At 52.9% G+C, this 20,822-nt stretch carries 21 protein-coding genes and 1 riboswitch; of the genes, 11 read left to right on the top strand and 10 right to left on the bottom strand.

Features of this window, described 5'->3' with window-relative positions:
• Nucleotides 1-15: 15 nt before the first annotated feature.
• Nucleotides 16-288 (bottom strand): ubiquinone biosynthesis accessory factor UbiK, encoded by a 273-nt coding sequence (gene ubiK / locus AC1DUO_RS05950; protein WP_015695854.1) that lies wholly within the window; start codon nucleotides 286-288, stop codon nucleotides 16-18.
• A gap of 132 nt (nucleotides 289-420) precedes the next feature.
• Nucleotides 421-596: riboswitch (FMN riboswitch) on the top strand.
• Between the two features lie 133 nt (nucleotides 597-729).
• Here ubiK and ribB point away from each other — a divergent pair.
• Nucleotides 730-1,383: a 3,4-dihydroxy-2-butanone-4-phosphate synthase gene (ribB, locus tag AC1DUO_RS05945; RefSeq protein WP_112152109.1), complete on the top strand. Its 654-nt coding sequence runs from the start codon at nucleotides 730-732 to the stop codon at nucleotides 1,381-1,383.
• On the opposite strand, the gene AC1DUO_RS05940 is transcribed toward ribB, so the two are convergent.
• Complete coding sequence (locus AC1DUO_RS05940) at nucleotides 1,380-1,631, bottom strand: ABC transporter ATP-binding protein (protein ID WP_112152110.1); 252 nt, start codon at nucleotides 1,629-1,631, stop codon at nucleotides 1,380-1,382. The genes ribB and AC1DUO_RS05940 overlap by 4 nt on opposite strands.
• Before the next feature lies 1 nt (nucleotide 1,632).
• Between AC1DUO_RS05940 and ygiD the strand changes: the two genes are divergently transcribed.
• Nucleotides 1,633-2,421: a 4,5-DOPA-extradiol-dioxygenase gene (gene ygiD, locus AC1DUO_RS05935; RefSeq protein WP_112152111.1), complete on the top strand. Its 789-nt coding sequence runs from the start codon at nucleotides 1,633-1,635 to the stop codon at nucleotides 2,419-2,421.
• Nucleotides 2,422-2,473: 52 nt separating this feature from the next.
• Here ygiD and AC1DUO_RS05930 read toward each other — a convergent pair whose 3' ends face one another.
• From AC1DUO_RS05930 to tolC, 3 genes are all read right to left on the bottom strand, one after another.
• Nucleotides 2,474-3,634, bottom strand: coding sequence for a glutathionylspermidine synthase family protein (locus tag AC1DUO_RS05930; RefSeq protein WP_013573961.1), 1,161 nt, complete (start codon nucleotides 3,632-3,634; stop codon nucleotides 2,474-2,476).
• Between the two features lie 9 nt (nucleotides 3,635-3,643).
• The gene (locus AC1DUO_RS05925; protein ID WP_013573962.1) at nucleotides 3,644-4,315 is read right to left on the bottom strand and encodes a DUF1190 family protein; all 672 of its coding nucleotides are present in this window, start codon (nucleotides 4,313-4,315) and stop codon (nucleotides 3,644-3,646) included.
• A 186-nt stretch (nucleotides 4,316-4,501) separates the two neighbouring features.
• A complete protein-coding gene (gene tolC / locus AC1DUO_RS05920) occupies nucleotides 4,502-6,001 on the bottom strand; it encodes an outer membrane channel protein TolC (protein WP_477986755.1) in 1,500 nt (499 codons plus the stop codon).
• Nucleotides 6,002-6,225: 224 nt separating this feature from the next.
• On the opposite strand from tolC, the gene nudF reads away from it, so the two are divergent.
• The 5 genes from nudF (at nucleotide 6,226) to parE (ending at nucleotide 10,731) form a co-directional block, all read left to right on the top strand.
• Nucleotides 6,226-6,858, top strand: a complete 633-nt coding sequence (gene nudF, locus AC1DUO_RS05915; RefSeq protein ID WP_013573964.1) for an ADP-ribose diphosphatase — start codon at nucleotides 6,226-6,228, stop codon at nucleotides 6,856-6,858.
• Entirely contained in the window at nucleotides 6,858-7,283 is a 426-nt protein-coding gene (locus AC1DUO_RS05910; protein WP_013573965.1) for a DUF1249 family protein, read from the top strand. Before nudF ends, AC1DUO_RS05910 begins: the two co-directional genes overlap by 1 nt.
• A gap of 27 nt (nucleotides 7,284-7,310) precedes the next feature.
• Nucleotides 7,311-8,141, top strand: coding sequence for a 3',5'-cyclic-AMP phosphodiesterase (gene cpdA, locus AC1DUO_RS05905; RefSeq protein WP_013573966.1), 831 nt, complete (start codon nucleotides 7,311-7,313; stop codon nucleotides 8,139-8,141).
• Entirely contained in the window at nucleotides 8,138-8,719 is a 582-nt protein-coding gene (yqiA, locus tag AC1DUO_RS05900) for an esterase YqiA (RefSeq protein WP_013573967.1), read from the top strand. Before cpdA ends, yqiA begins: the two co-directional genes overlap by 4 nt.
• 116 nt (nucleotides 8,720-8,835) lie before the next feature.
• Nucleotides 8,836-10,731 carry a DNA topoisomerase IV subunit B gene (parE, locus tag AC1DUO_RS05895; protein WP_013573968.1) on the top strand — a complete coding sequence of 632 codons (1,896 nt, stop codon included), beginning with the start codon at nucleotides 8,836-8,838 and terminating at the stop codon, nucleotides 10,729-10,731.
• A gap of 83 nt (nucleotides 10,732-10,814) precedes the next feature.
• Here the strand turns inward: parE and AC1DUO_RS05890 are convergent, their stop codons facing one another.
• Together AC1DUO_RS05890 and AC1DUO_RS05885 are read right to left on the bottom strand one after the other, a co-directional pair.
• Nucleotides 10,815-11,120 (bottom strand): putative quinol monooxygenase, encoded by a 306-nt coding sequence (locus tag AC1DUO_RS05890; RefSeq protein ID WP_013573969.1) that lies wholly within the window; start codon nucleotides 11,118-11,120, stop codon nucleotides 10,815-10,817.
• Nucleotides 11,121-11,150: 30 nt separating this feature from the next.
• Nucleotides 11,151-11,738: an NAD(P)H-dependent oxidoreductase gene (locus AC1DUO_RS05885; protein ID WP_013573970.1), complete on the bottom strand. Its 588-nt coding sequence runs from the start codon at nucleotides 11,736-11,738 to the stop codon at nucleotides 11,151-11,153.
• Between the two features lie 332 nt (nucleotides 11,739-12,070).
• Between AC1DUO_RS05885 and parC the strand changes: the two genes are divergently transcribed.
• From parC to ftsP, 3 genes are all read left to right on the top strand, one after another.
• Nucleotides 12,071-14,344, top strand: coding sequence for a DNA topoisomerase IV subunit A (gene parC / locus AC1DUO_RS05880; protein ID WP_037034166.1), 2,274 nt, complete (start codon nucleotides 12,071-12,073; stop codon nucleotides 14,342-14,344).
• Nucleotides 14,345-14,561: 217 nt separating this feature from the next.
• Nucleotides 14,562-15,299 carry a 1-acylglycerol-3-phosphate O-acyltransferase gene (locus tag AC1DUO_RS05875; RefSeq protein WP_013573972.1) on the top strand — a complete coding sequence of 246 codons (738 nt, stop codon included), beginning with the start codon at nucleotides 14,562-14,564 and terminating at the stop codon, nucleotides 15,297-15,299.
• A 134-nt stretch (nucleotides 15,300-15,433) separates the two neighbouring features.
• The gene (ftsP, locus tag AC1DUO_RS05870; protein ID WP_013573973.1) at nucleotides 15,434-16,849 is read left to right on the top strand and encodes a cell division protein FtsP; all 1,416 of its coding nucleotides are present in this window, start codon (nucleotides 15,434-15,436) and stop codon (nucleotides 16,847-16,849) included.
• 65 nt (nucleotides 16,850-16,914) lie between these two features.
• Here ftsP and dkgA read toward each other — a convergent pair whose 3' ends face one another.
• Together dkgA and ahr are read right to left on the bottom strand one after the other, a co-directional pair.
• Complete coding sequence (gene dkgA / locus AC1DUO_RS05865; RefSeq protein WP_013573974.1) at nucleotides 16,915-17,739, bottom strand: 2,5-didehydrogluconate reductase DkgA; 825 nt, start codon at nucleotides 17,737-17,739, stop codon at nucleotides 16,915-16,917.
• Nucleotides 17,740-17,865: 126 nt separating this feature from the next.
• Nucleotides 17,866-18,906 carry an NADPH-dependent aldehyde reductase Ahr gene (gene ahr, locus AC1DUO_RS05860; RefSeq protein WP_013573975.1) on the bottom strand — a complete coding sequence of 347 codons (1,041 nt, stop codon included), beginning with the start codon at nucleotides 18,904-18,906 and terminating at the stop codon, nucleotides 17,866-17,868.
• Nucleotides 18,907-19,211: 305 nt separating this feature from the next.
• Between ahr and AC1DUO_RS05855 the strand changes: the two genes are divergently transcribed.
• Entirely contained in the window at nucleotides 19,212-20,147 is a 936-nt protein-coding gene (locus tag AC1DUO_RS05855; RefSeq protein WP_013573976.1) for an AraC family transcriptional regulator, read from the top strand.
• A 9-nt stretch (nucleotides 20,148-20,156) separates the two neighbouring features.
• Here the strand turns inward: AC1DUO_RS05855 and AC1DUO_RS05850 are convergent, their stop codons facing one another.
• Nucleotides 20,157-20,816, bottom strand: coding sequence for a DedA family protein (locus AC1DUO_RS05850; RefSeq protein WP_013573977.1), 660 nt, complete (start codon nucleotides 20,814-20,816; stop codon nucleotides 20,157-20,159).
• Nucleotides 20,817-20,822 lie beyond the last annotated feature (6 nt).

The raw sequence follows: 20,822 nt of genomic DNA, 5'->3' as shown, positions 1-20,822 counted from the left end.
TATCATTCGCAATAATCAGGCCGGATCTTGCGGCTTTTCCGCTTCAGTCAGCTTGCCTTCCAGCGCAGCAAGACGTTGTTCCAGTACAGCCAGTTTTTCACGGGTACGCAGTAAAACCTGGGTCTGAACGTCAAACTCTTCGCGATTGACTAAATCCATGCGGCTGAACTGCGCCTGCAATACCTGACGGATTTTCTTTTCGGCATCTTCACCAAACTCACGGATCCCTTTAGGCATAGATTCGTGAACCTGGCGGGCAATTTGTTCAATTTTTTTCGGGTCAATCATGTTATTTCCTTTTCTCGAAGGAGGTGCTTTTCCTTAGTGTAATCGCTGATGCTGTTTCTATAAACCTTCAGGGGCACTAATTGGACAAACCACAGGATTGCTCTGCTCATTTATTGGCGCTATAGTTGTTTTGCTTATTCTCAGGGCGGGGTGAAAGTCCCCACCGGCGGTAAACCACGGAATATCGGAAGGATCATAATCCCTTCCATGTGGAAGCCCGCGAGCGCTCAATCCTTCGGGGTTAGAGGTCAGCAGATCCGGTGTAATTCCGGGGCCGACGGTTAAAGTCCGGATGGGAGAGAGTAACGATTCAAGCCGGGCAAATATTGCCCGCTGCGTTATTTTTTATAACTGTAGCACGCCATCTGGCGGCTGCAGCTAGCCTCCTCAAGACGCCCTGATTCTGGTAATCCACATACAGAACATGAGGTTATTTTTACCATGAATCAGACCCTACTTTCCGAATTCGGTACATCAGCTGAACGCGTTGAGCGTGCTATTGACGCCATGCGTAACGGCGTGGGTGTGTTGGTGCTGGATGACGAAGATCGTGAAAACGAAGGCGATTTAATCTTTGCCGCTGAAAACATGACCGTTGAGCAAATGGCACTGACCATTCGCCACGGCAGCGGTATTGTGTGCCTGACCATGAACGAAGACAGCCGTAAAAAGCTGGATTTACCAATGATGGTTGAGAACAACTCCAGTCCGTTCCAGACGCCATTTACCGTGACTATTGAAGCGGTTGAAGGTGTGACTACCGGTGTTTCTGCTGCCGACCGTATCACCACTATTCGTGCAGCCATCAAAGATGGCGCGAAACCTTCTGACCTGAATCGTCCGGGGCATATCTTCCCGCTGCGCGCGCAGGCTGGTGGTGTGCTGTCCCGTGGCGGTCACACTGAAGCGTCGGTTGATCTGGCGACGCTGGCAGGCCTGAAGCCTTACGGCGTGCTGTGTGAACTGACTAATGACGACGGCAGTATGGCGCATGCGCCTGAAGTTATTGTCTTTGCCCGTCGGCATAATATGCCGGTAGTGACCATCGCCGATCTGGTGGCCTATCGTCAGGCGCAGACCCGTCAGGCAAGCTAAGTAAGGGGTTGTGCGTAACAGAAAAGGCCGCTTATGCGGCCTTTTTGCTTTTTATTGCTGCTTATTGCCAAAATGGGTCTTTGCAAAATAGACTCCTCCTGCCTTCTTTGATTTTTTTCATCAAATTTATTGAATATCTCCTTCATGGTTATCCGGCTGTCAGCGGTAATCAAAAAGAGTACCGTATGGTCATCACGCGGCAGGTGACTCACTGGCTGCTCTCTTTTATCTTGCGGTAAGGAATTCATGATGACGACTCAACGTATGCCCGCACTTTTCTTAGGCCACGGCAGCCCGATGAACGTGCTGGAGGACAATATGTATACCCGTGCCTGGCATGCGCTGGGCGAAACATTACCGCGTCCAAAAGCGATTCTGGCCGTGTCAGCGCACTGGTTCACGCGCGGCACTGCAGTAACGGCAATGGAGAATCCGCGCACCATTCATGACTTTGGAGGGTTCCCGCAGGCGCTTTTTGATAAGCGCTATCCGGCACCCGGTTCACCGGCGCTGGCAAAACGTGTTCAGGAATTACTCAGCCCGGTAAATGTGATTTCCGATACCCACGAGTGGGGCTTCGACCACGGTACCTGGGGTGTGCTGATCAAGATGTATCCTGACGCGGATATTCCGGTGATCCAGCTGAGTATTGATGGCACGCAACCCCCTGAATTCCATTATGAATTAGGCAAGAAGCTCGCGGCTTTACGTGACGAAGGGGTAATGATTGTCGCCAGCGGTAACGTAGTCCACAACCTGCGGATGGTAAAATGGGACGGTAACGCCGAAGCTTATCCATGGGCGACATCTTTCGAGACATATGTGAAAGATAATCTGAACTGGAAAGGTGAGGCGAAAGATCATCCTCTGGTGAAATTTATGGAGCACGAAGGCGGCGCGTTATCCAATCCGTCTCCGGATCACTATCTGCCATTACTGTACGTTTTAGGGGCGTGGGATGGTGCTGAGCCAATCACGCAGCCAACGGACGGGATCGTAATGGGATCGCTTTCGATGCTTTCCGTTCAGGTAGGTTAATTTGGCGAATAAAAAGGATAATGAATTTATTCATTATCCTTTTTTAGTTTTTTTATCCGACAATAGTATGCGGATAGAAACGTGACAGATCCTGGGTGATCAGTGCTTTATCTTCGCGGATGCCGATCCCGCAAGGTTGATCGTTGACCAGCCAGCTGCCGATCAGCGTGTAACTGCCTTCAAACACCGGCAGCGGATGGAACTGCTGCACGATCATGCCTTCCGCGCCATACGGGCCATCAACGCGGGCCACTTCCTGGCCTTTCTCGATGACTTTAATGTTCGCGCCTTCGCGGGAAAACAGCGGCTTCACCACGTAGTGATCCAGTTCCGGATGCGGGTCTTCGGCAAAATAAGCCGGTAACAGATTCGGGTGATCCGGGAACATTTCCCACAACAGCGGTAACAAGGCTTTATTCGACAGAATGGCTTTCCAGGCCGGTTCCAGCCAGCGAACACCGGCATCTTCCAGTTTGGTCGCGAAGACTTCGCGGAACATGAATTCCCACGGATACAGCTTGAACAGATTCGAAATCACCTGATCCTGCGTATCGGTGAATTGTCCGCGTTCTCCCAGCCCGATTTCCTCGATAAACAGGAATTCGCTGGCCAGTTCTGCTTCCAGCGCGCAGTCCTGCAAATATTGCACCGTACCGCGATCTTCTTCAGTGTCCTGACAGCAGGCGATGTGCAGCAACGAGAAACCATGCTGATTTTTCAGCTCGGCAAAACGCTCAATCAGCTTTTCCTGCAGACTGTTGTACTGATCAGCGTCTTGCGACAAATTGCCTGCAGCTATCTGATCTTCAAGCCATAGCCACTGGAAGAAAGCGGCTTCATACAAAGACGTCGGCGTATCGGCGTTATTTTCCAGCAGCTTCGGCGGATTGACGCCGTCATAGGCCAGATCCAGACGTGAATACAGCGAAGGCTGTTGCGTGCGCCATGAACTGCGGACAAATTCCCAGACATGTTTTGGGATCTGGAATTTCGCCATCAGTTTGTCGTCATTCACCACGCGCTCAACGACCTTCAGGCACATCTGATGAATCTCCGCCGTCGCGTCTTCGATCTCTTCGATCTGCGCCAGCGTGAACTGGTAATAAGCATCTTCACACCAGTAGGGTTCGCCATACATGGTGTGGAAGTTGAAGCCAAACTCCGTGGCTTTTTCGCGCCAGTCCGGGCGCTCGTTAATGGCTAAACGTTTCATCAGAGTCTCTTAGCCACCCATGCTGCGGCCAGGGCTGCGTGACGTGGCAGAAGAGCTGCGTTGCATCGACGTTTGTTTTGCCACGCTGTCGCCAAAACCGCCACGGGTGATGGTGTTGGTCACGGCAGGTTTAGGGGCCATCGCCGTTCTCGGAACGTTCATGGTCCGGCCGCCCGCAGTTGCCGGGCCGTAGTTTTTACCGGTCGCATCGACGAATTTACCGTTCGCCGGGCTGGCCGGGTTTTTTGAGCTGAATAATGGCTGTTGCGCGTAACCGCCACCGCTCATCATGCGGCCCATCATGTAACCTGCCATCAGCGGCATCCACATGCTGCCACCGCTGCTCTGGTTTTCAGCCGTCGCGACGCCAGACTGTGCCGGAGCCTGAGTACACTGGCCTTCGCCGAATTCAGCGATACAGTCTTCGCGGCTGGCATATTTTGGTGCGGTTTTAGCCGCTTCCTGTTTCGCTGCATCATACGCTGCGACACATTGCGCGCTGCCGGAAGGATTGGCTTTCGAGCAGTCATCAGCGTTCTGATACAGAGAAACGGTTTCGTCGGTTTTCTCGCAGCCGGCCAGCATAAAGACTGCGCTGACTGCCAGAGCGACAGGAGTGATTCGAGAGCTACGCCATGATTTACGGAAGGTAGCCAGGTTAACGCGTTGTGTCCGTTTCATCGTTCTTATCCCATGTGTAGGGCTTTTTTGCCCTTTCCCAGTAGGGCCTAAGAATAGGGGAAAGCGGCTGATTGTTAAAGCAGCGACAGGCAATTGTTACGAGACTTTACAGAGCGGCGTGACACAGGCAAAAAAAAGCAGCCTTTTCAGGCTGCCTTAGTCGAAACGCAGGGAAACTTTTCCGTATCAGTTCTGGAAAGGATTGCCGCTTTTCTTCGGTGTGGTCGTTGCTGTGGATGCGCTGGCTTGTTGAACGCGTGGTGCAGGTGCAGCCGCGGTTTTGTTGCCGTAACCGTCTGCAGCGGCATCCTGATCTGGCGTTTCTGGCGCAACCTGATCGGGGGCTGTCGGAACAGGTTTACCCAAAGCACCGTTCAGTGCCAGCAGGTCGCTTTCGTTCAGCGTACCCAGCGCTGATTTAATGTTCAGCTGATTAATCAGGTACGTGTAACGTGCGCTGGAAAGTTGTTGTTTGGCGTTGTACAGCGTGGTGGTGGCATCCAGCACATCAACGATGGTACGGGTACCGACCTGGTAACCGGCTTCCATCGCATCTAAAGAACTCTGTGCAGAAACAACGGCTTGTTTATAGGCGTTGATGCTGCTGATCGAGGCAGAGATGTTGTTGAAGGAAGACCGAACGGTTTGCACGACGCTGCGGTGTGCGCTTTCAAGCTGTTCGCTGGCACCCACGAAATTATACTGCGCCTGTTTCACCTGAGAGGTGACAGAACCGCCGCTGTACAATGGCAGGGAGAAGCTCAGACCAATTTTGTTCTGGCCTGCGTCAGCATCCTGATAGCTTGAAGAACCGCCGGTTTTGTCGCCGTGGTATTTGGTATTGCTGATGCCGGTAGAGGCCGTCAGATCAACCGTTGGCATGTGGCCGGTTTCCGCATAGCGGATTTGCTCACGTGCCAGATCCTGTGACAGACGCGCAGACAGCAAGCTCAGGTTACGACTTTCTGCTTCTTTCAACAGCGTGGCGACCGGTTGCGGACGCGTGGTGTTGAAGTTGTCGACATTCAGGGAAGACAGTTGCGGATAATACATACCGGTAACCTGACGCAGGGATTCCAGCGCGTTATCCAGGTTATTACGGGCAGTCACTTCGTTTGCCAATACGGTGTCGTATTGTGAACGGGCGTTCTRCACGTCGGTAATAGCCACCAGGCCCACGTTAAAACGTTGAGTGGTTTGATCCAACTGACGGTAAATAGCCTGTTTCTGCGCTTCGGTATACGAGAGTGAATCGATCGCACTCAGGACGTTGAAATAAGCCGTTGCGGAATTCAGGATCAGTGATTGTTGATCAGTCTGATAAGACACATCCTGAATACCGGCAGTTTTTTCCTGCAGCGTCAGGGCGCGCCATTTTGACATATCAAAGATGGTCTGCGTTAATTGCAGGCTGGCGCTGCCAACATCGCTGTTAACGCCATTCGCATCACGGTAGCCATTGGTATAATTGTAATCCGCACCTAATCCGAGTTGCGGTAATAAAGGACTGCGGCTTTCGTTAATTTTTTCGAATGCAGCATCCCGGTCAGCAGCAGATTTGCGCAGGTCCGGGTTACTTGTCCTGGCTTGCTGATAGACCTGCATCAGGTTTTCGGCCTGGCTTATCGTACTAAAGCCGCCCAGGCTGAGTCCGATGAGAAGGGGGAGCAGTTTCTTCATTTGCATTCCTTGTTGTGCAGCAATGTTGTTATGTATGGTGGCGCAGTCAAATTAACCAATAGACGCGGATTCTAGCAGAGTCAGGCTAGCGGGGCGGTTGGCTTAACGTGCCTTCCCGAGTGAATGAGCCTAAATCTATCACAAACAACCTTGATTATTATTAACGCATTTTCATCAAATTGACCTCAAAGGGCGATAAATTACCTTTATGAGGGATAAGGAAACATTCCATGTCTTCATTTAAACGGTCACCGGTTACTTTCGGCAAAGATGATGTAGAAATTATTGCACGTGAGACGCGATATAAAGGTTTTTTTTCTATTATTGCATATCGGTTTCGCCATCGGCTGTTTAATGGGGAAATGAGCGGCGAAGTCGTCCGTGAAGTCTTTGAGCGCGGTCATGCCGCCGTATTATTACCTTATGATCCGAAAAGGGATGAAGTCGTGCTGATCGAACAGATCCGCATCCCGGCTTTGGATTCCAGTGATACTCCTTGGCTTCTGGAGATGGTCGCCGGTATCATTGAAGAAGGCGAGACAGTTGAAGATGTTGCCCGCCGCGAAGCACTCGAGGAAGCGAACATTGTGGTGAAACGCTGCAAACCGGCTGTGAATTACCTGGCAAGTCCGGGCGGAACCAGCGAGCGTCTTTCCATTATGGTCGGTGAAGTCGATGCCACGACGGCAGAAGGAATTCACGGTCTGGAAGCAGAGAATGAAGACATCCGGGTACATGTGGTCAGCCGTGAACAGGCTTACCGCTGGGTGGAAGAAGGAGCGATAGACAATGCGGCGTCAGTGATTGCCCTGCAATGGCTGCAGCTGCACCATGAATCCCTGAGAAAAGAGTGGGCCAACTAATGATTAAGCGCTATACCCCTGATTTCCCTGAAATGATGAGATTGTGCGAAACCAATTTTGCACAATTGCGCCGTTTGATGCCACGTACCGATGAACCTGGTGAAACTGTGGCATATCAGGTGAGTAGCGCAACGTATTGCCTGACGATCCTCGAATCAACGCGTTACACATCCCTGATAGAAATCAAACAGACCGCACCGGCGGTGAGTTACTGGAGCCTGCCTTCGCTCACCGTTCGCCTGTACCATGATGCGATGGTGGCCGAAGTGTGTGCGAGTCAGCAGATCTTTCGCTTTAAAGCACGCTATGATTATCCGAATAAAAAGTTGCATCAGCGTGATGAAAAGCATCAAATTAACCAGTTCCTTGCGGATTGGCTGCGTTATTGCCTTGCGCACGGAGCGATGGCAGTTCCGGTTTGTTAGACAGACTTCAACAACAAAGGAAACGATTTGGAAAGCCTGTTTACACTGCCTTTGGTGAATGGGGCCAAAGTCAGGATTCTACAGATTACTGATACCCATCTTTTTGCCGGTGAAGATGAAACGTTGTTAGGCGTGAATACGTTTAACAGCTATCGCGCGGTGCTGGACGCCATCAAAGCGCAGCAGCGTGAAGTCGATATTATCGCGGCAACAGGTGACCTGGCACAGGATCAGTCGGTGGAAGCCTACCATCAGTTTGCCCGCGGCATCAGCGAGCTGACAGCGCCCTGCGTCTGGCTGCCGGGCAATCATGATTTCCAGCCTGCCATGGTCAATGCCTTGCAGGATGCGGGGATCAGTCCTTCTAAACACGTTCTGCTCGGCGAGCACTGGCAAATTATCCTGCTTGATACGCAGGTGTTCGGTGTGCCGCATGGCGAGCTGAGTGAATATCAGCTGGAATGGATGGAGCGCTGTCTGAATGCGTACCCCGATCGTTTCACTCTGCTGATGTTACATCATCATCCGCTGCCTTCTGGCTGCACATGGCTCGATCAGCACAGCCTGCGCAATGCGCATATGCTGGCGAACACCCTGGTAAATTACCCGAAAGTGAATACGCTTTTGTGCGGACATATTCATCAGGAGCTGGATCTCGACTGGTATGGCCGCCGTCTTTACGCCACGCCGTCAACCTGCGTACAGTTCAAACCGCATTGCACCAATTTCACGATTGATACCGTTGCGCCGGGCTGGCGCTACCTTGATTTGTATCCGGATGGCCGTGTGGAGACTGAAGTCTTCCGTCTGGAAACCAATGAGTTTCATCCTGACACGGAGTCGGACGGCTACGAATGAACACCTTACTTTACCTGCACGGATTCAACAGTTCTCCCAACTCGGCGAAAGCCACGGCGTTAAAAAACTGGCTGGCGGTTAATCATCCCCATATCGATATGGTTATCCCGCAATTACCGCCTTATCCGGCCGAGGCTGCCGAAGAACTCGAGAGTCTGGTGATCAGCAATGCAGGTAAAAAACTGGGGATTGTCGGCTCATCGCTGGGCGGCTATTACGCTACCTGGTTGTCGCAATGTTTTGCCGTGCCGGCTGTGGTGGTGAACCCCGCCGTGAAGCCGTATGAGCTGCTGATCGACTTCCTGGGACAAAACGAGAACCCCTACACCGGCCAGCAATATGTGTTAGAGTCACGCCACGTTTACGATCTGAAAGTCATGCAGGTCGAACCGCTGGAGTCGCCGGATTTACTCTGGTTACTGCAACAAACGGGCGATGAAATTCTCGATTACCGTCAGGCTGTGGCGTACTACACCACCTGTCGCCAGACGGTCGAACCCGAGGGGAATCATGCATTTGTCGGCTTTGAACGCTATTTTTCGCCGATTGTAGATTTCCTGGAACTGGCCGCAGACTAACATCGTCAGGGTGACTTTTTCCCCCGGATTTATAGCGTCTGCTTGCTGCCAGAGCTTCCACCCGCCCACATACTGTATCGTTAGCCCACAAACCTATGAGCCACGAATAATCAACGATGAGCCAATCAACTTATAACGCGGATTCCATAGAGGTCCTCAGCGGACTCGAACCGGTGCGCCGCCGTCCGGGCATGTACACCGATACAACCCGGCCAAACCATCTCGGCCAGGAAGTTATTGATAACAGCGTGGATGAAGCATTAGCTGGCCACGCCAAACGCATCGAAGTGATCCTTCACGAAGACCAGTCTCTCGAAGTCATTGATGACGGTCGCGGCATGCCGGTGGATATCCACGCGGAAGAAGGCGTTCCGGCGGTCGAACTGATCTTCTGCCGTCTGCACGCGGGCGGTAAATTCTCCAACAAAAATTACCAGTTCTCCGGCGGCCTGCATGGCGTGGGGATTTCGGTGGTTAACGCCTTATCAAAACGCGTCGAAGTGGCGGTAAAACGCGGTGGCGAAGTGTATGAAATGGCGTTTGAAAATGGCGATAAAGTGCAGGATCTGCACGTTACCGGTACCTGCGGCAAACGCAACACCGGAACCAGCGTTCATTTCTGGCCTGACGGCAGCTTTTTCGACAGCCCGCGTTTTTCGGTCAGCCGCCTCAGCCATTTGCTGAAAGCGAAGGCCGTACTGTGTCCTGGCGTAGAAATCCTGTTCAAAGACAAAGTGAATAACACCGAGCAACGCTGGTGTTATGACGATGGTCTGACTGATTACCTGATGGAAGCGGTCAACGGCCTGATTACTCTGCCTGAAAAAGCGTTCGTCGGTAATTTTGCCGGTGATACTGAAGCTGTCGACTGGGCGCTGTTATGGCTGCCGGAAGGCGGTGAATTGCTGACCGAAAGCTACGTCAACCTGATCCCAACCATGCAGGGCGGTACACATGTTAACGGTCTGCGCCAGGGCCTGCTCGATGCCATGCGTGAGTTCTGCGAATACCGCAATATTCTGCCACGCGGCGTCAAGCTTTCTGCAGAAGATATCTGGGAACGTTGTGCGTATGTGCTGTCGGTAAAAATGCAGGATCCGCAATTTGCCGGCCAGACCAAAGAACGTCTGTCTTCGCGTCAGTGCGCGGCCTTCGTTTCCGGTGTGGTGAAAGATGCCTTCAGCCTGTGGCTGAACCAGAACGTTCAGGCGGCAGAACAGCTGGCGGAACTGTGCATTTCCAGTGCCCAGCGCCGTCTGCGTGCCGCAAAAAAAGTTGTGCGTAAGAAACTGACCAGCGGCCCTGCGCTGCCGGGCAAACTGGCTGACTGCACGTCACAAGATCTGAACATGACAGAATTGTTCCTGGTGGAAGGGGATTCCGCAGGCGGTTCTGCCAAACAGGCGCGTGATCGTGAATATCAGGCGATCATGCCGCTCAAAGGTAAGATCCTCAACACGTGGGAAGTCTCTTCTGATGAAGTGCTGGCCTCGCAGGAAGTGCACGATATTTCTGTGGCGATCGGTATCGATCCGGACAGTGAAGATCTGACGCAACTGCGTTACGGCAAAATCTGTATCCTGGCGGATGCGGACTCCGACGGCTTACACATCGCCACCTTGTTGTGCGCGCTGTTTGTCCGTCACTTCCGCTCCCTGGTGCGTGGCGGTCATGTGTATGTGGCAATGCCGCCTTTATACCGTATCGATCTGGGCAAAGAAGTGTTCTATGCGCTGGATGAGCAGGAAAAAGAAGGCGTGCTGGAGCAACTGAAACGTAAGAAAGGCAAGCCGAACGTGCAGCGTTTTAAAGGTCTGGGTGAAATGAACCCGCTGCAGCTGCGCGAAACCACGCTCGATCCGAATACCCGTCGTCTGGTGCAACTGACCATCGATGAGGACGATATCGACCAGACGCTGCGCATGATGGATATGCTGCTGGCGAAGAAACGGTCTGAAGATCGCCGTAACTGGTTGCAGGAAAAAGGCGATACCGCCGAACTTGACGTCTGATCCTTTCGCCGTCGCCATAAAAAAATGCCGGACGCTTTGCAGCGCCGGCATTTTTGTTTCCGAATTTAGCGATGTTCAGAAAATCAGACTTTCTCAATAATGTGGATCACCACATCCAGCACGTCGGCTTTGATGTTTTCACGGTGCTTATCCATGTGCTCAGCCTGCTGATGCGCTTCGAGGTGCGCCAGGCTTTCCCAGTCTTCCAGCATGAAAATGGAATCAGGTACTGTTTTACGCCAGGGGATCTGGCCGTTGAAATCAACATATGGCTCATAACGATGACAGCCTTTCTCTGCCAGAACGCTGGGCAGCAGTGCTGTGATTTTTTCTATAACCGAATCGCGACGGCCTGGTTTTACTTTGATTTCAGCAATAACAGTGATCATAAAAACCTCTTTCCCGGGTGACCTTCAACCTTAGGCCTGACCGAATACATTTTCAAGGTGAGCACGATAGCGTGCGAAATCGCCTTCCACATCAGGTTGTTTGATCACGTCGTTACACATAAAGGTTGGCAATGTATCAAGGCCGATAAACTGGTTGGCTTTGTGCTGTGCCATGTATACGCCGTCAACGCCCACGCCGTGGAAGAACTGTTCTTTATCTTCGAACGCTTCCAGCGGCGCGTTCCAGGTCACAGACAGCATGTAGCATTTGCCGTGCAACAGGCCGCCGGAACCGTATTTTTTCGATTCATCAGAACGGGTACGGCCATCGCTGGCGTACAGTTTACCGTGGCCTTCTGTGAACACTTCATCGATGTATTTTTTCAGTGTCCATGGCATCCCCATCCACCAGCCCGGCTGCTGATAAATGATGGCGTCCGCCCACAGATAGCTTTCAATTTCGGTCTGCACGTCGTAACCGTCTTCCAGAACAGTCACGCGCACGTCGTGGCCTTTGTCACGCAGAAAGCCGGTGGCGACGTCGGTCAGGCTGTTGTTCAGCGCGCCTTTGGAATGGGCAAAGGTCTTACCGGCGTTGATTATCAGGATGTTGCTCATGGTTTTTTCCTTATCGGGAATACTTAAATTCTGGTGGTCAGGCTGTTACCACGTAGTGTACTGAACTCTGCATGACAGAAAAATGTGATATTGCGCACAAGACTATTGACTCAGATGCAATAATTGAAGAAAGAGCGCGGCAATTTAACCAGTTTGTTGTGCAAAAACTGTTTAAAAATAAGGCATGAACACAGCAACTGTGACAGTCATACGGCAGATGATGTACTATCGCGAACATCATTGCCTCGCGGCAGCGGACATCGCGCGCCTGCGGGTGCAAGCTTCCTTAATTTCCAAAACGATAACGCCACGGGTCTGAGGATTAAACATCAATGAGCGAAATGACTCATGACGGAACAGAACGTTTAGCTCTGCACACGTTTACTGAGAACGCCTATCTCAACTATTCCATGTACGTCATCATGGACCGCGCGCTGCCGTTTATCGGTGACGGGCTCAAGCCGGTGCAGCGTCGTATTATTTACGCGATGTCCGAGCTGGGCCTGAGTAATAACGCCAAATTCAAAAAATCCGCGCGTACCGTCGGTGACGTGCTGGGTAAATATCATCCGCATGGCGACAGCGCCTGCTACGAAGCCATGGTGCTGATGGCGCAGCCATTCTCTTACCGCTATCCGCTGGTTGACGGGCAGGGAAACTGGGGCGCGCCGGATGACCCGAAATCCTTCGCCGCGATGCGTTATACCGAATCGCGCCTGTCAAAATATGCCGAAGTTCTGTTACGTGAATTAGGTCAGGGCACGGTTGATTATGTGCCGAACTTTGACGGCACCATGCAGGAGCCGAAAATGCTGCCTGCGCGTCTGCCGAATATTCTGCTTAACGGTACGACCGGCATCGCGGTCGGGATGGCGACCGATATTCCGCCGCACAACATCCGTGAAGTGGCTGCCGCTGCGGTGGCATTACTTGAGAAACCGAACAGCTCGCTCGAAGATCTGCTGGAATTCGTACAGGGGCCTGATTTCCCGACAGAAGCTGAAATCATTACGCCGCGCAATGAAATTCGCAAAATGTACGAGTCGGGTAAAGGCTCGGTGCGCATGCGTGCGGTCTGGCACAAAGAAGACGGCAGTGCGGTGATCACTGCGCTACCGCATCAGGTTTCCGGCGCGAAAGTGCTGGAGCAAATTGCCAGCCAGATGCGTGCCAAAAAGCTGCCAATGGTTGAAGACCTGCGTGATGAATCAGATCATGAGAACCCGACCCGCCTGGTCGTCGTGCCGCGCTCCAACCGTATCGATCTGGATCAGGTGATGAATCACCTGTTTGCGACTACCGATCTGGAACGCAGCTACCGCATTAACATGAACATGATCGGTCTTGATCATCGTCCGCAGGTCAAAGGGCTGCTTGAGATCCTGACGGAGTGGCTGGCTTACCGCCGCGATACCGTACGCCGTCGTCTGAACTTCCGCCTTGATAAAGTGCTGAAACGCCTGCATATCCTCGAAGGTTTGCTGACCGCGTTCCTTAATATCGATGAAGTGATCCACATCATCCGTACGGAAGATGAGCCGAAACCGGTACTGATGCAGCGTTTCGAACTGTCAGATACGCAAGCTGAAGCTATCCTTGAGTTGAAATTGCGCCATTTGGCGAAACTCGAAGAAACTAAAATCCGTGGTGAGCAGGATGAACTGGCGAAAGAGCGCGATCAGTTGCAGGCGTTGCTGGCGTCAGAACGTAAACTCAGCACGCTGATCCGCAAAGAGATTCAGGCGGATGCCGAAGCCTTTGGTGACGAGCGACGTTCGCCGATCACTGAGCGTGAAGAAGCCAGGGCGATGAGCGAGCACGATTTTATTCCGTCCGAGCCGGTGACCATCGTGTTGTCAGAATCAGGCTGGGTGCGCAGCGCCAAAGGCCACGACATCGATGCTTCCGGCCTGAGTTACAAAGCCGGTGACAGTTTCCGCGCTGCGGCCAAAGGCAAGAGCAATCAGCCCGTGGTGTTTATGGACTCCACCGGCCGCAGTTATGCGCTTGATCCGACCACGCTGCCTTCTGCGCGCGGCCAGGGTGAACCGCTGACCGGTAAACTGACACCACCGCCGGGCGCAACCATCGAGCACGTACTGATGGCGGCGGACGACCAGAAACTGCTGATGGCATCGGATGCCGGTTATGGCTTCGTTTGTACTTTCAACGATTTAGTGGCCCGTAACCGTGCCGGTAAAGCGATGATTACCTTGCCGGATAACGCCAAAGCCTTCACGCCAATGGAACTTCATGGCAGTGACGATATGCTGTTGTCGATTACTGCAGCGGGACGTATGTTGCTGTTCCCGGTGGCGGATCTGCCACAGTTGTCGAAAGGCAAGGGTAACAAAATTGTTTCAATTCCGGCAGCGCAGGCGGCCAGTGGCGAAGATAAACTGGCGTGGTTGCTGGTTCTGCCACCGCAAACGTCGATCACGCTGCATGTCGGTAAACGTAAGCTGGTTCTCCGTCCGGAAGACCTGCAGAAATTCCGTGCCGAACGTGGCCGCAAAGGAACGCTTCTGCCGCGCGGGCTGCAACGTATCGATCGTGTTGAAGTCGATTCACCTGTTCGCATCAGCGGCGGTGACAGCGAAGAATAAGACCGCTGTTAATCGGCAAAAGTCAGGGCACATTTGTGCCCTGAAATCTTTCGATGGAATTCAGTGGTCTGAGACTGTCGCGCAGTGCAAAGATTTTACATTTGTATTAATAAAACCGTTGTGCCGTGTTGAATGAGGCTTGAGAATAGTTCACCGCACAGGGAGCGAAACTGCACAGGTTTCTTACCGGCTTCGGCTGTAGTTTTAAGAGGATGTTATGTTATTTATTTTGCGTCTGATTATCGTGGTGATTTACTCGATTCTGGTCAGTGTCTTTGGTTGCATCTACTGTCTTTTCAGTCCGCGGAACCCGAAACATGTGTCGACTTTCGGTAAGCTGTTTGGTCGTCTGGCACCGGTATTTGGTCTTCGTGTTGAAAAACGTATTCCTGCAGAAGCAGTGAATAACGGCAACTGTATTTATATTGCCAACCATCAAAACAATTACGACATGGTGACGGCTTCGTCCGTCGTCATGCCAGGAACGGTGACCGTTGGCAAGAAAAGCCTGGCCTGGATCCCGTTCTTTGGTCAGCTTTACTGGCTGACGGGCAACCTGCTGATTGACCGTGATAATCGCGCCAAAGCGCACGGTACTATTTCTCAGGTGGTGGCCCAGATTAAGAAAAAGAATCTGTCGATCTGGATGTTCCCCGAAGGGACGCGCAGCCGTGGTCGTGGTCTGATGCCATTCAAAACCGGCGCTTTCCATGCGGCGATTGCTGCCGGCGTGCCGATTGTGCCGATTTGTGTATCGAACACCAGCAACAAGGTGAAATTAAACCGCTGGTCTAACGGGCTGGTGATTGTCGAAATTTTGCCACCGATCGACACCAGTGGTTACACCAAAGAACGCCTGCGTGAATTGTCTGAGCATTGCCGTCAGATCATGGCGGACAAAATCGCCGAACTGGATGCCGAAGTGGCACAGCGCGAAGCCGCCGCAAAAAAATAATACTATTTATAAATCCACTAAATAATTCGAGTTGCCAACGCACCTGCAGCCTGAAGTATGACGGGGATTCTTCCCGCTGCCATTGATGGCGGCGGCGTTCAATACAGTTTATGGTTCGTTTTCATGGAGAAGATATGTCACTCAGTCGTCGCTCGTTCCTGCAAGCCTCCGGCGTGGCTCTTGCCGCAGGTGCTCTGCCTTTAAAAGCAGAAGCGAGTGGTTCGCAACCGGCATTACCTGTTCCCCCGTTGCTTGAATCGCGCCGCGGGCAACCGCTGTTTCTGACGTTGCAGGCCGCGCACTGGTCATTCCTGGGGGGCGCAAAGGCACCGGTCTGGGGCATTAATGGCATGTACCTCGGCCCGACCGTCAAAGTGCACAGCGGCGATGACGTCAAACTTATTTACAGCAACCGTCTGGCTGAACCGGTTTCTATGACCGTCAGCGGCCTGCTTGAACCAGGAACGTTAACCGGTGGCGCAGCGCGTCTGATGCAGCCAGGCGTGGACTGGTCTCCGGTATTGCCTATTCGTCAGGCGGCGGCCACCTGCTGGTATCACGCCAATACCCCCAACCGCATGGCGCCACACGTTTATAACGGGCTGGCGGGGATGTGGATTGTTGAGGATGAAGTCAGCAAGAATCTGCCGTTACCGAATCACTACGGCGTGGATGATTTCCCGATTATCATTCAGGACAAGCGTCTGGATGGGTTCGGTGTGCCGCAATATGACACGCCAGCGTCAGGCGGGTTCTTCGGTGACACCATGCTGGTAAACGGTGTGCAAAGCCCTTATGTCGAGGTTTCGCGAGGCTGGGTGCGTCTGCGCCTGCTGAATGCATCGAATGCCCGCCGTTACGAACTGAGCATGACTGATAACCGCGCGTTCCACGTCGTGGCTTCCGATCTTGGTTTTCTGCCTGCGCCAATGACTGTTAAACGTCTGTCGCTCGGACCGGGAGAACGCCGCGAAGTGCTGGTGGATATGTCGCAGGGCGAAGAAGTGTCGATTACTGCCGGTGAAGCCGCAGGCGTGATGGACAGACTGCGTGGCCTGTTTGAACCCTCGAGCATTCTGGTGTCGACGATCGTGTTGACGCTGAAACCGACCGGCTTGTTGCCGCTGGTGACGGATAATCTGCCGATGCGTTTGCTGGCCGATCAGATCCTCTCCGGTAACGTTGTCCGCACCCGTGATTTGCGTCTCGGTGACAGTGAGCCGGGAATCAACGGCGCGATGTGGGATATCAACCGTATCGACCTGACTGCGCAACAGGGCACATGGGAACGCTGGACCGTTCATGCGGACATGCCGCAGACATTCCATGCAGAAGGCGTGTCCTTCCTGGTGAAAAGCGTCAACGGTGCGGCACCGCTGGTGGAAGATGCCGGATTCAAAGACACGGTCTGGGTGGATGGCGATGTCGAATTACTGGTGTATTTCAATCAGCCTTCCTATGAGCATTTCCCGTTTGTCTACCGCAGCGGAGCGCTGGAACTGGCTGACCGTGGTTCAGCGGGAAATATGCTGGTTCAGCCGTCGATGTAACGTTGTTCTGCTACATAAAAAACCCGCCATGGCGGGTTTTTGCGTTATGACATTGACTGAATGGCTTACAGGCCTTTTTCCGGATCCGGCCCCAGACGGTGCTCTTTATCCAGCTTGGTGACTTCCGCCAGTTCTTCCTTCTCCAGTTTAAAGTCAAACACGTCGAAGTTTTCACGAATACGTTTAGGTGTCACCGATTTCGGGATAACAATCAGTCCGTTATCCAGATGCCAGCGGATGACAATCTGCGCAGGTGTTTTGTCATATTTTTCTGCCAGTTTCTGGATCAGCGGCTGATCAAATACCCCTTCGCCGCCCTGCGCCAGCGGGCTCCAGGATTCAGTGGCGATGGTGTGGGTGGCATTCCAGGTGTGCAACTGGCGCTGTTGCATCAGCGGGTGTAACTCAATCTGATTCACAGCAGGGAAAATACCGGTTTCGTCTTTCAGCTTCTGTAAGTGTTGCAGCGGGAAATTACATACGCCGACACTTTTCGCCAACCCTTGCTCTTTGAGTTTCAGCAGGGCTTTCCAGGCATCGACGTAATGCCCCTGGGCCGGTTGTGGCCAGTGGATCAGGTACAAGTCGACATAATCAGTTTTCAGCTTTTTAAGGCTGGTTTCCAGCGCCTGTGGCGCGTTAAGCTGATCGTCATTCCACAGCTTAGTGGTAATAAACAGCTCTTCACGCGGAACCAGGTTAGCAGCAATTGCTTCGCCGACGCCTTCCTCATTTTTGTAGATGGCGGCGGTATCGATGTGGCGATAGCCGGTTTCAATCGCCGTTTTCACCGCACTGGTGGCTTCCTGATTACTGGCTTTCCATACGCCAAGTCCTAACTGAGGCATCAGATTGCCATCGTGAAGTTTGATGATGGGTTGCGTTGCCATGAGTTTCTCCTTTCAGGGCAGAGTGCCCGCCGGAATGCACGGGCACCGTGTAGGGATTGACGTTAAGTCTAGTTAACGAAACGGCATCTTGCTGAGCAGGCTACTTATTTTAAGTGTAAAAAATACCTAAGCATGCATATCCAGTACCACGCGGTAGCGCGCTTTCCCTTCATGCAGATGCTCCACCGCGTCATTGATTTTACTCAGCGGGAAGTGCTCAACCTGCGGGGTAATGCCATGACGGGCGCAGAACGCCAGCATGTCGGCAAGACGGGAAGGGGCACCGGTCGGTGAACCGGAAATTTCTGCCTGTTTGCTGATAAGCGCCATCACATGCAGCGGTACGGCTTCGGGCACCACCCCCACAAAGTGCAGACGGCCTTTGGGTGCCAGCGCGCCGAGAATGGCGTCCCAGTCCAGCGAGGCATTGGCGGTCACCATAATAAAGTCCAACTGACCGGCGATTTTCTTCAGTTCTTCGCTGTCTCGGGTGGCGATAACGCGGTGCGCGCCAAGTGAAATCGCTTCGTCACGTTTAGCCAGTGATGACGTAAAGGCGGTGACTTCGCAGCCCCATGCATTCAGGAAGCGCAGCGCCATATGACCTAAACCGCCGATACCAATCACACCGACGCGGTGAGTTGGCAGTACGCCAAACTGCAGCAGCGGGTTGAAGACGGTGATACCGCCACAGAACAGCGGACCGGCACTGGTGATATCCACGCCTTCCGGCAGCGGGATCGCCCACGCCCAGTGGCTGCGGATGCGGTCAGCGAAGCCGCCGTGATGGCCGATGATGGTGGCTTCCACGTCATGACAAAGGTGCTGATCGCCGGACATACAAGGATGGCAATGCATGCAACTGCCACGGTTCCAGCCCACGCCGACAATCTGGCCGACTTTCAGCCCTTTGTTTTGCGCATGATTACCTATTTTGACGATTTTACCGACCACTTCATGGCCTGGTACGAACGGATACTGCGTGATACCCCAGTCATTATTGAGCATAGACAGATCTGAATGACAGACGCCGCAGTAATCAATCGCGACTTCAATTTCTTCATCGCCAATCGGACCAGCGTCGAAAGCAAATGCTTCCAGTGGCTGGTTCGGGCCGGCAGCGGCCCAGGCGTTAAAGGTGTTTTCAGCAGCAACAGGTGCAGACATACAATCCTCCGAACTTTCGGGTTAGACAAATAATGAATTGAAATAAGAAGTTATCAGAAAAATGAATCGGCGAACGAAGGTCGCTCACGATCAGCGAATGAAAAGTGCGTTCATACAGACTAGCAGTTCATCGCGTTTATGCAGGTGTGTCCCCCTGCGGAAGGCGACATTAACTGTAAGAGAAAATGCGCAACAGGATGATGCCCATTTCTGCGAGAGTCTTGCCTGATTCTGCTTCTCTCTGTAGGAACGTAGGGTGTTATGGCAAAATCAATGTCAGTTTAATGAATGTGTGGAGCGGAATGATGGAAAACGTGAACAGCCTGTGCACCCGCATGGCAGCCAGAGTCGCCCGGCTCAGCGGAGATAAAAACCTGACGCCGTCGGCGGTACCGCAGGTGACGCTGATGTACACCACTCGTTACCATCCGCGCCAGCCGGTTTTGTACAATCCCGGCATCGTGATCCTTTTTCAGGGACGCAAAGTCGGTTATCTGGGCAAGAAAACCTTTTCCTACGATCCGCACAATTATCTGATGCTGACCGTGCCGTTGCCTTTCGAATGTGAAACGTTCAGCAGCCCCGAAGAGCCGCTGGCCGGTATCCAGATCAGTATTGATAACCTGATGTTGCAGGATTTACTGATGGATATGGGCGACGAAAGCGTGGTGCGTCAGAAAGAACCTTCAACCGGTATCAACTCCGGCGTGCTGGATGGCGATATTCTGTGTGCCACAGAGCGTCTGCTGGATGTGATGGATAAACCGCTGCATGCCCGCATTCTTGGGCCGAAGATTATCCGCGAAATCCTGTTCTTTGTTCTGACCAGCGAAAATGGCGGGGCGTTACAGGCGCTGGTCAACCGTCATACCCATTTCAGCCAGATTGCTAAATCCCTGCGCCGGATTGAAGCGCAGTACGCCGACAATCTTAGTGTGGAAGCGCTGGCCAGCGAAGTGAACATGAGTATTTCTGCGTTTCACCATAACTTCAAAGCCGTGACCAGCACGTCGCCGCTGCAGTATCTGAAAACCTATCGCCTGCATCGTGCGCGTACGCTGATGATTTTTGATGGTGTGAAAGCCAGTGTGGCGGCACTGCAGGTCGGGTATGAAAGCGCGTCACAATTCAGTCGTGAATTTAAGCGCTATTTTGGCGTCACGCCGAGTGATGAGATGGCACGTCTGCGCGAAGGGAGTTCCGGTGTGCTGGCGTTAGCCGATGTGGCATTTAAAGCCTGAACCGCGTGTTCAGGCCCGGCATTTGCGTTTCTTCCACACCACCACCAGTCCGCCAGCCAGCCCCATCACCAACAACAGAACCGGTAAAATCATCAGCCCCGCCATAACCTGATCTTCATGGCGTTTAACCACCGGAATGTGGCTCAGCGCAAAACCGATGGTGATTACTCCGCCGACCCACAAAATGGCGCTCAGCCAGTTGAAGAACTGGAAGCGGGCGTTGTTCAGACCGGAGATGCCCGCCATCGTCGGCAGCAGGGTGCGGATAAACGCCAGAAAACGGCCCACCAGTAAAGCCATCAGCCCGTGTTGGGTAAACATCTGATGTGCGCGCTGATGATAATGCGCCGGAAGCTGTAACAGCCAGCCTTTTACCAAGCGGGTATGTCCGAGCCAGCGCCCCTGAATATAGCTCAGCCAGCAGCCCAGGCTGGCAGCGGTCACCAGGATAATCAGGGTCGGGAAGAAGCTCATGACGCCTTTGGCGATAAGCGCGCCGGTCAGCAGCAATAAGCTGTCGCCGGGCAGGAAAGCGGCGGGAAGCAGTCCGTTTTCGAGAAAAAGCGTGGCGAACAGAACAGCGTAAATAACCCAGAGAAGTTTCGGGTCGGCGAGCATAATAAAATCATGTCGCCAGAGCGCATGAAAAATGTCGCAAATAACTGCCATATTCTG

This window comes from Rahnella sp. P4_A8 (assembly GCF_056402435.1).
Note: the sequence above shows the minus strand (reverse complement) of the source record. Positions and strands in the feature narration are given on the sequence as shown.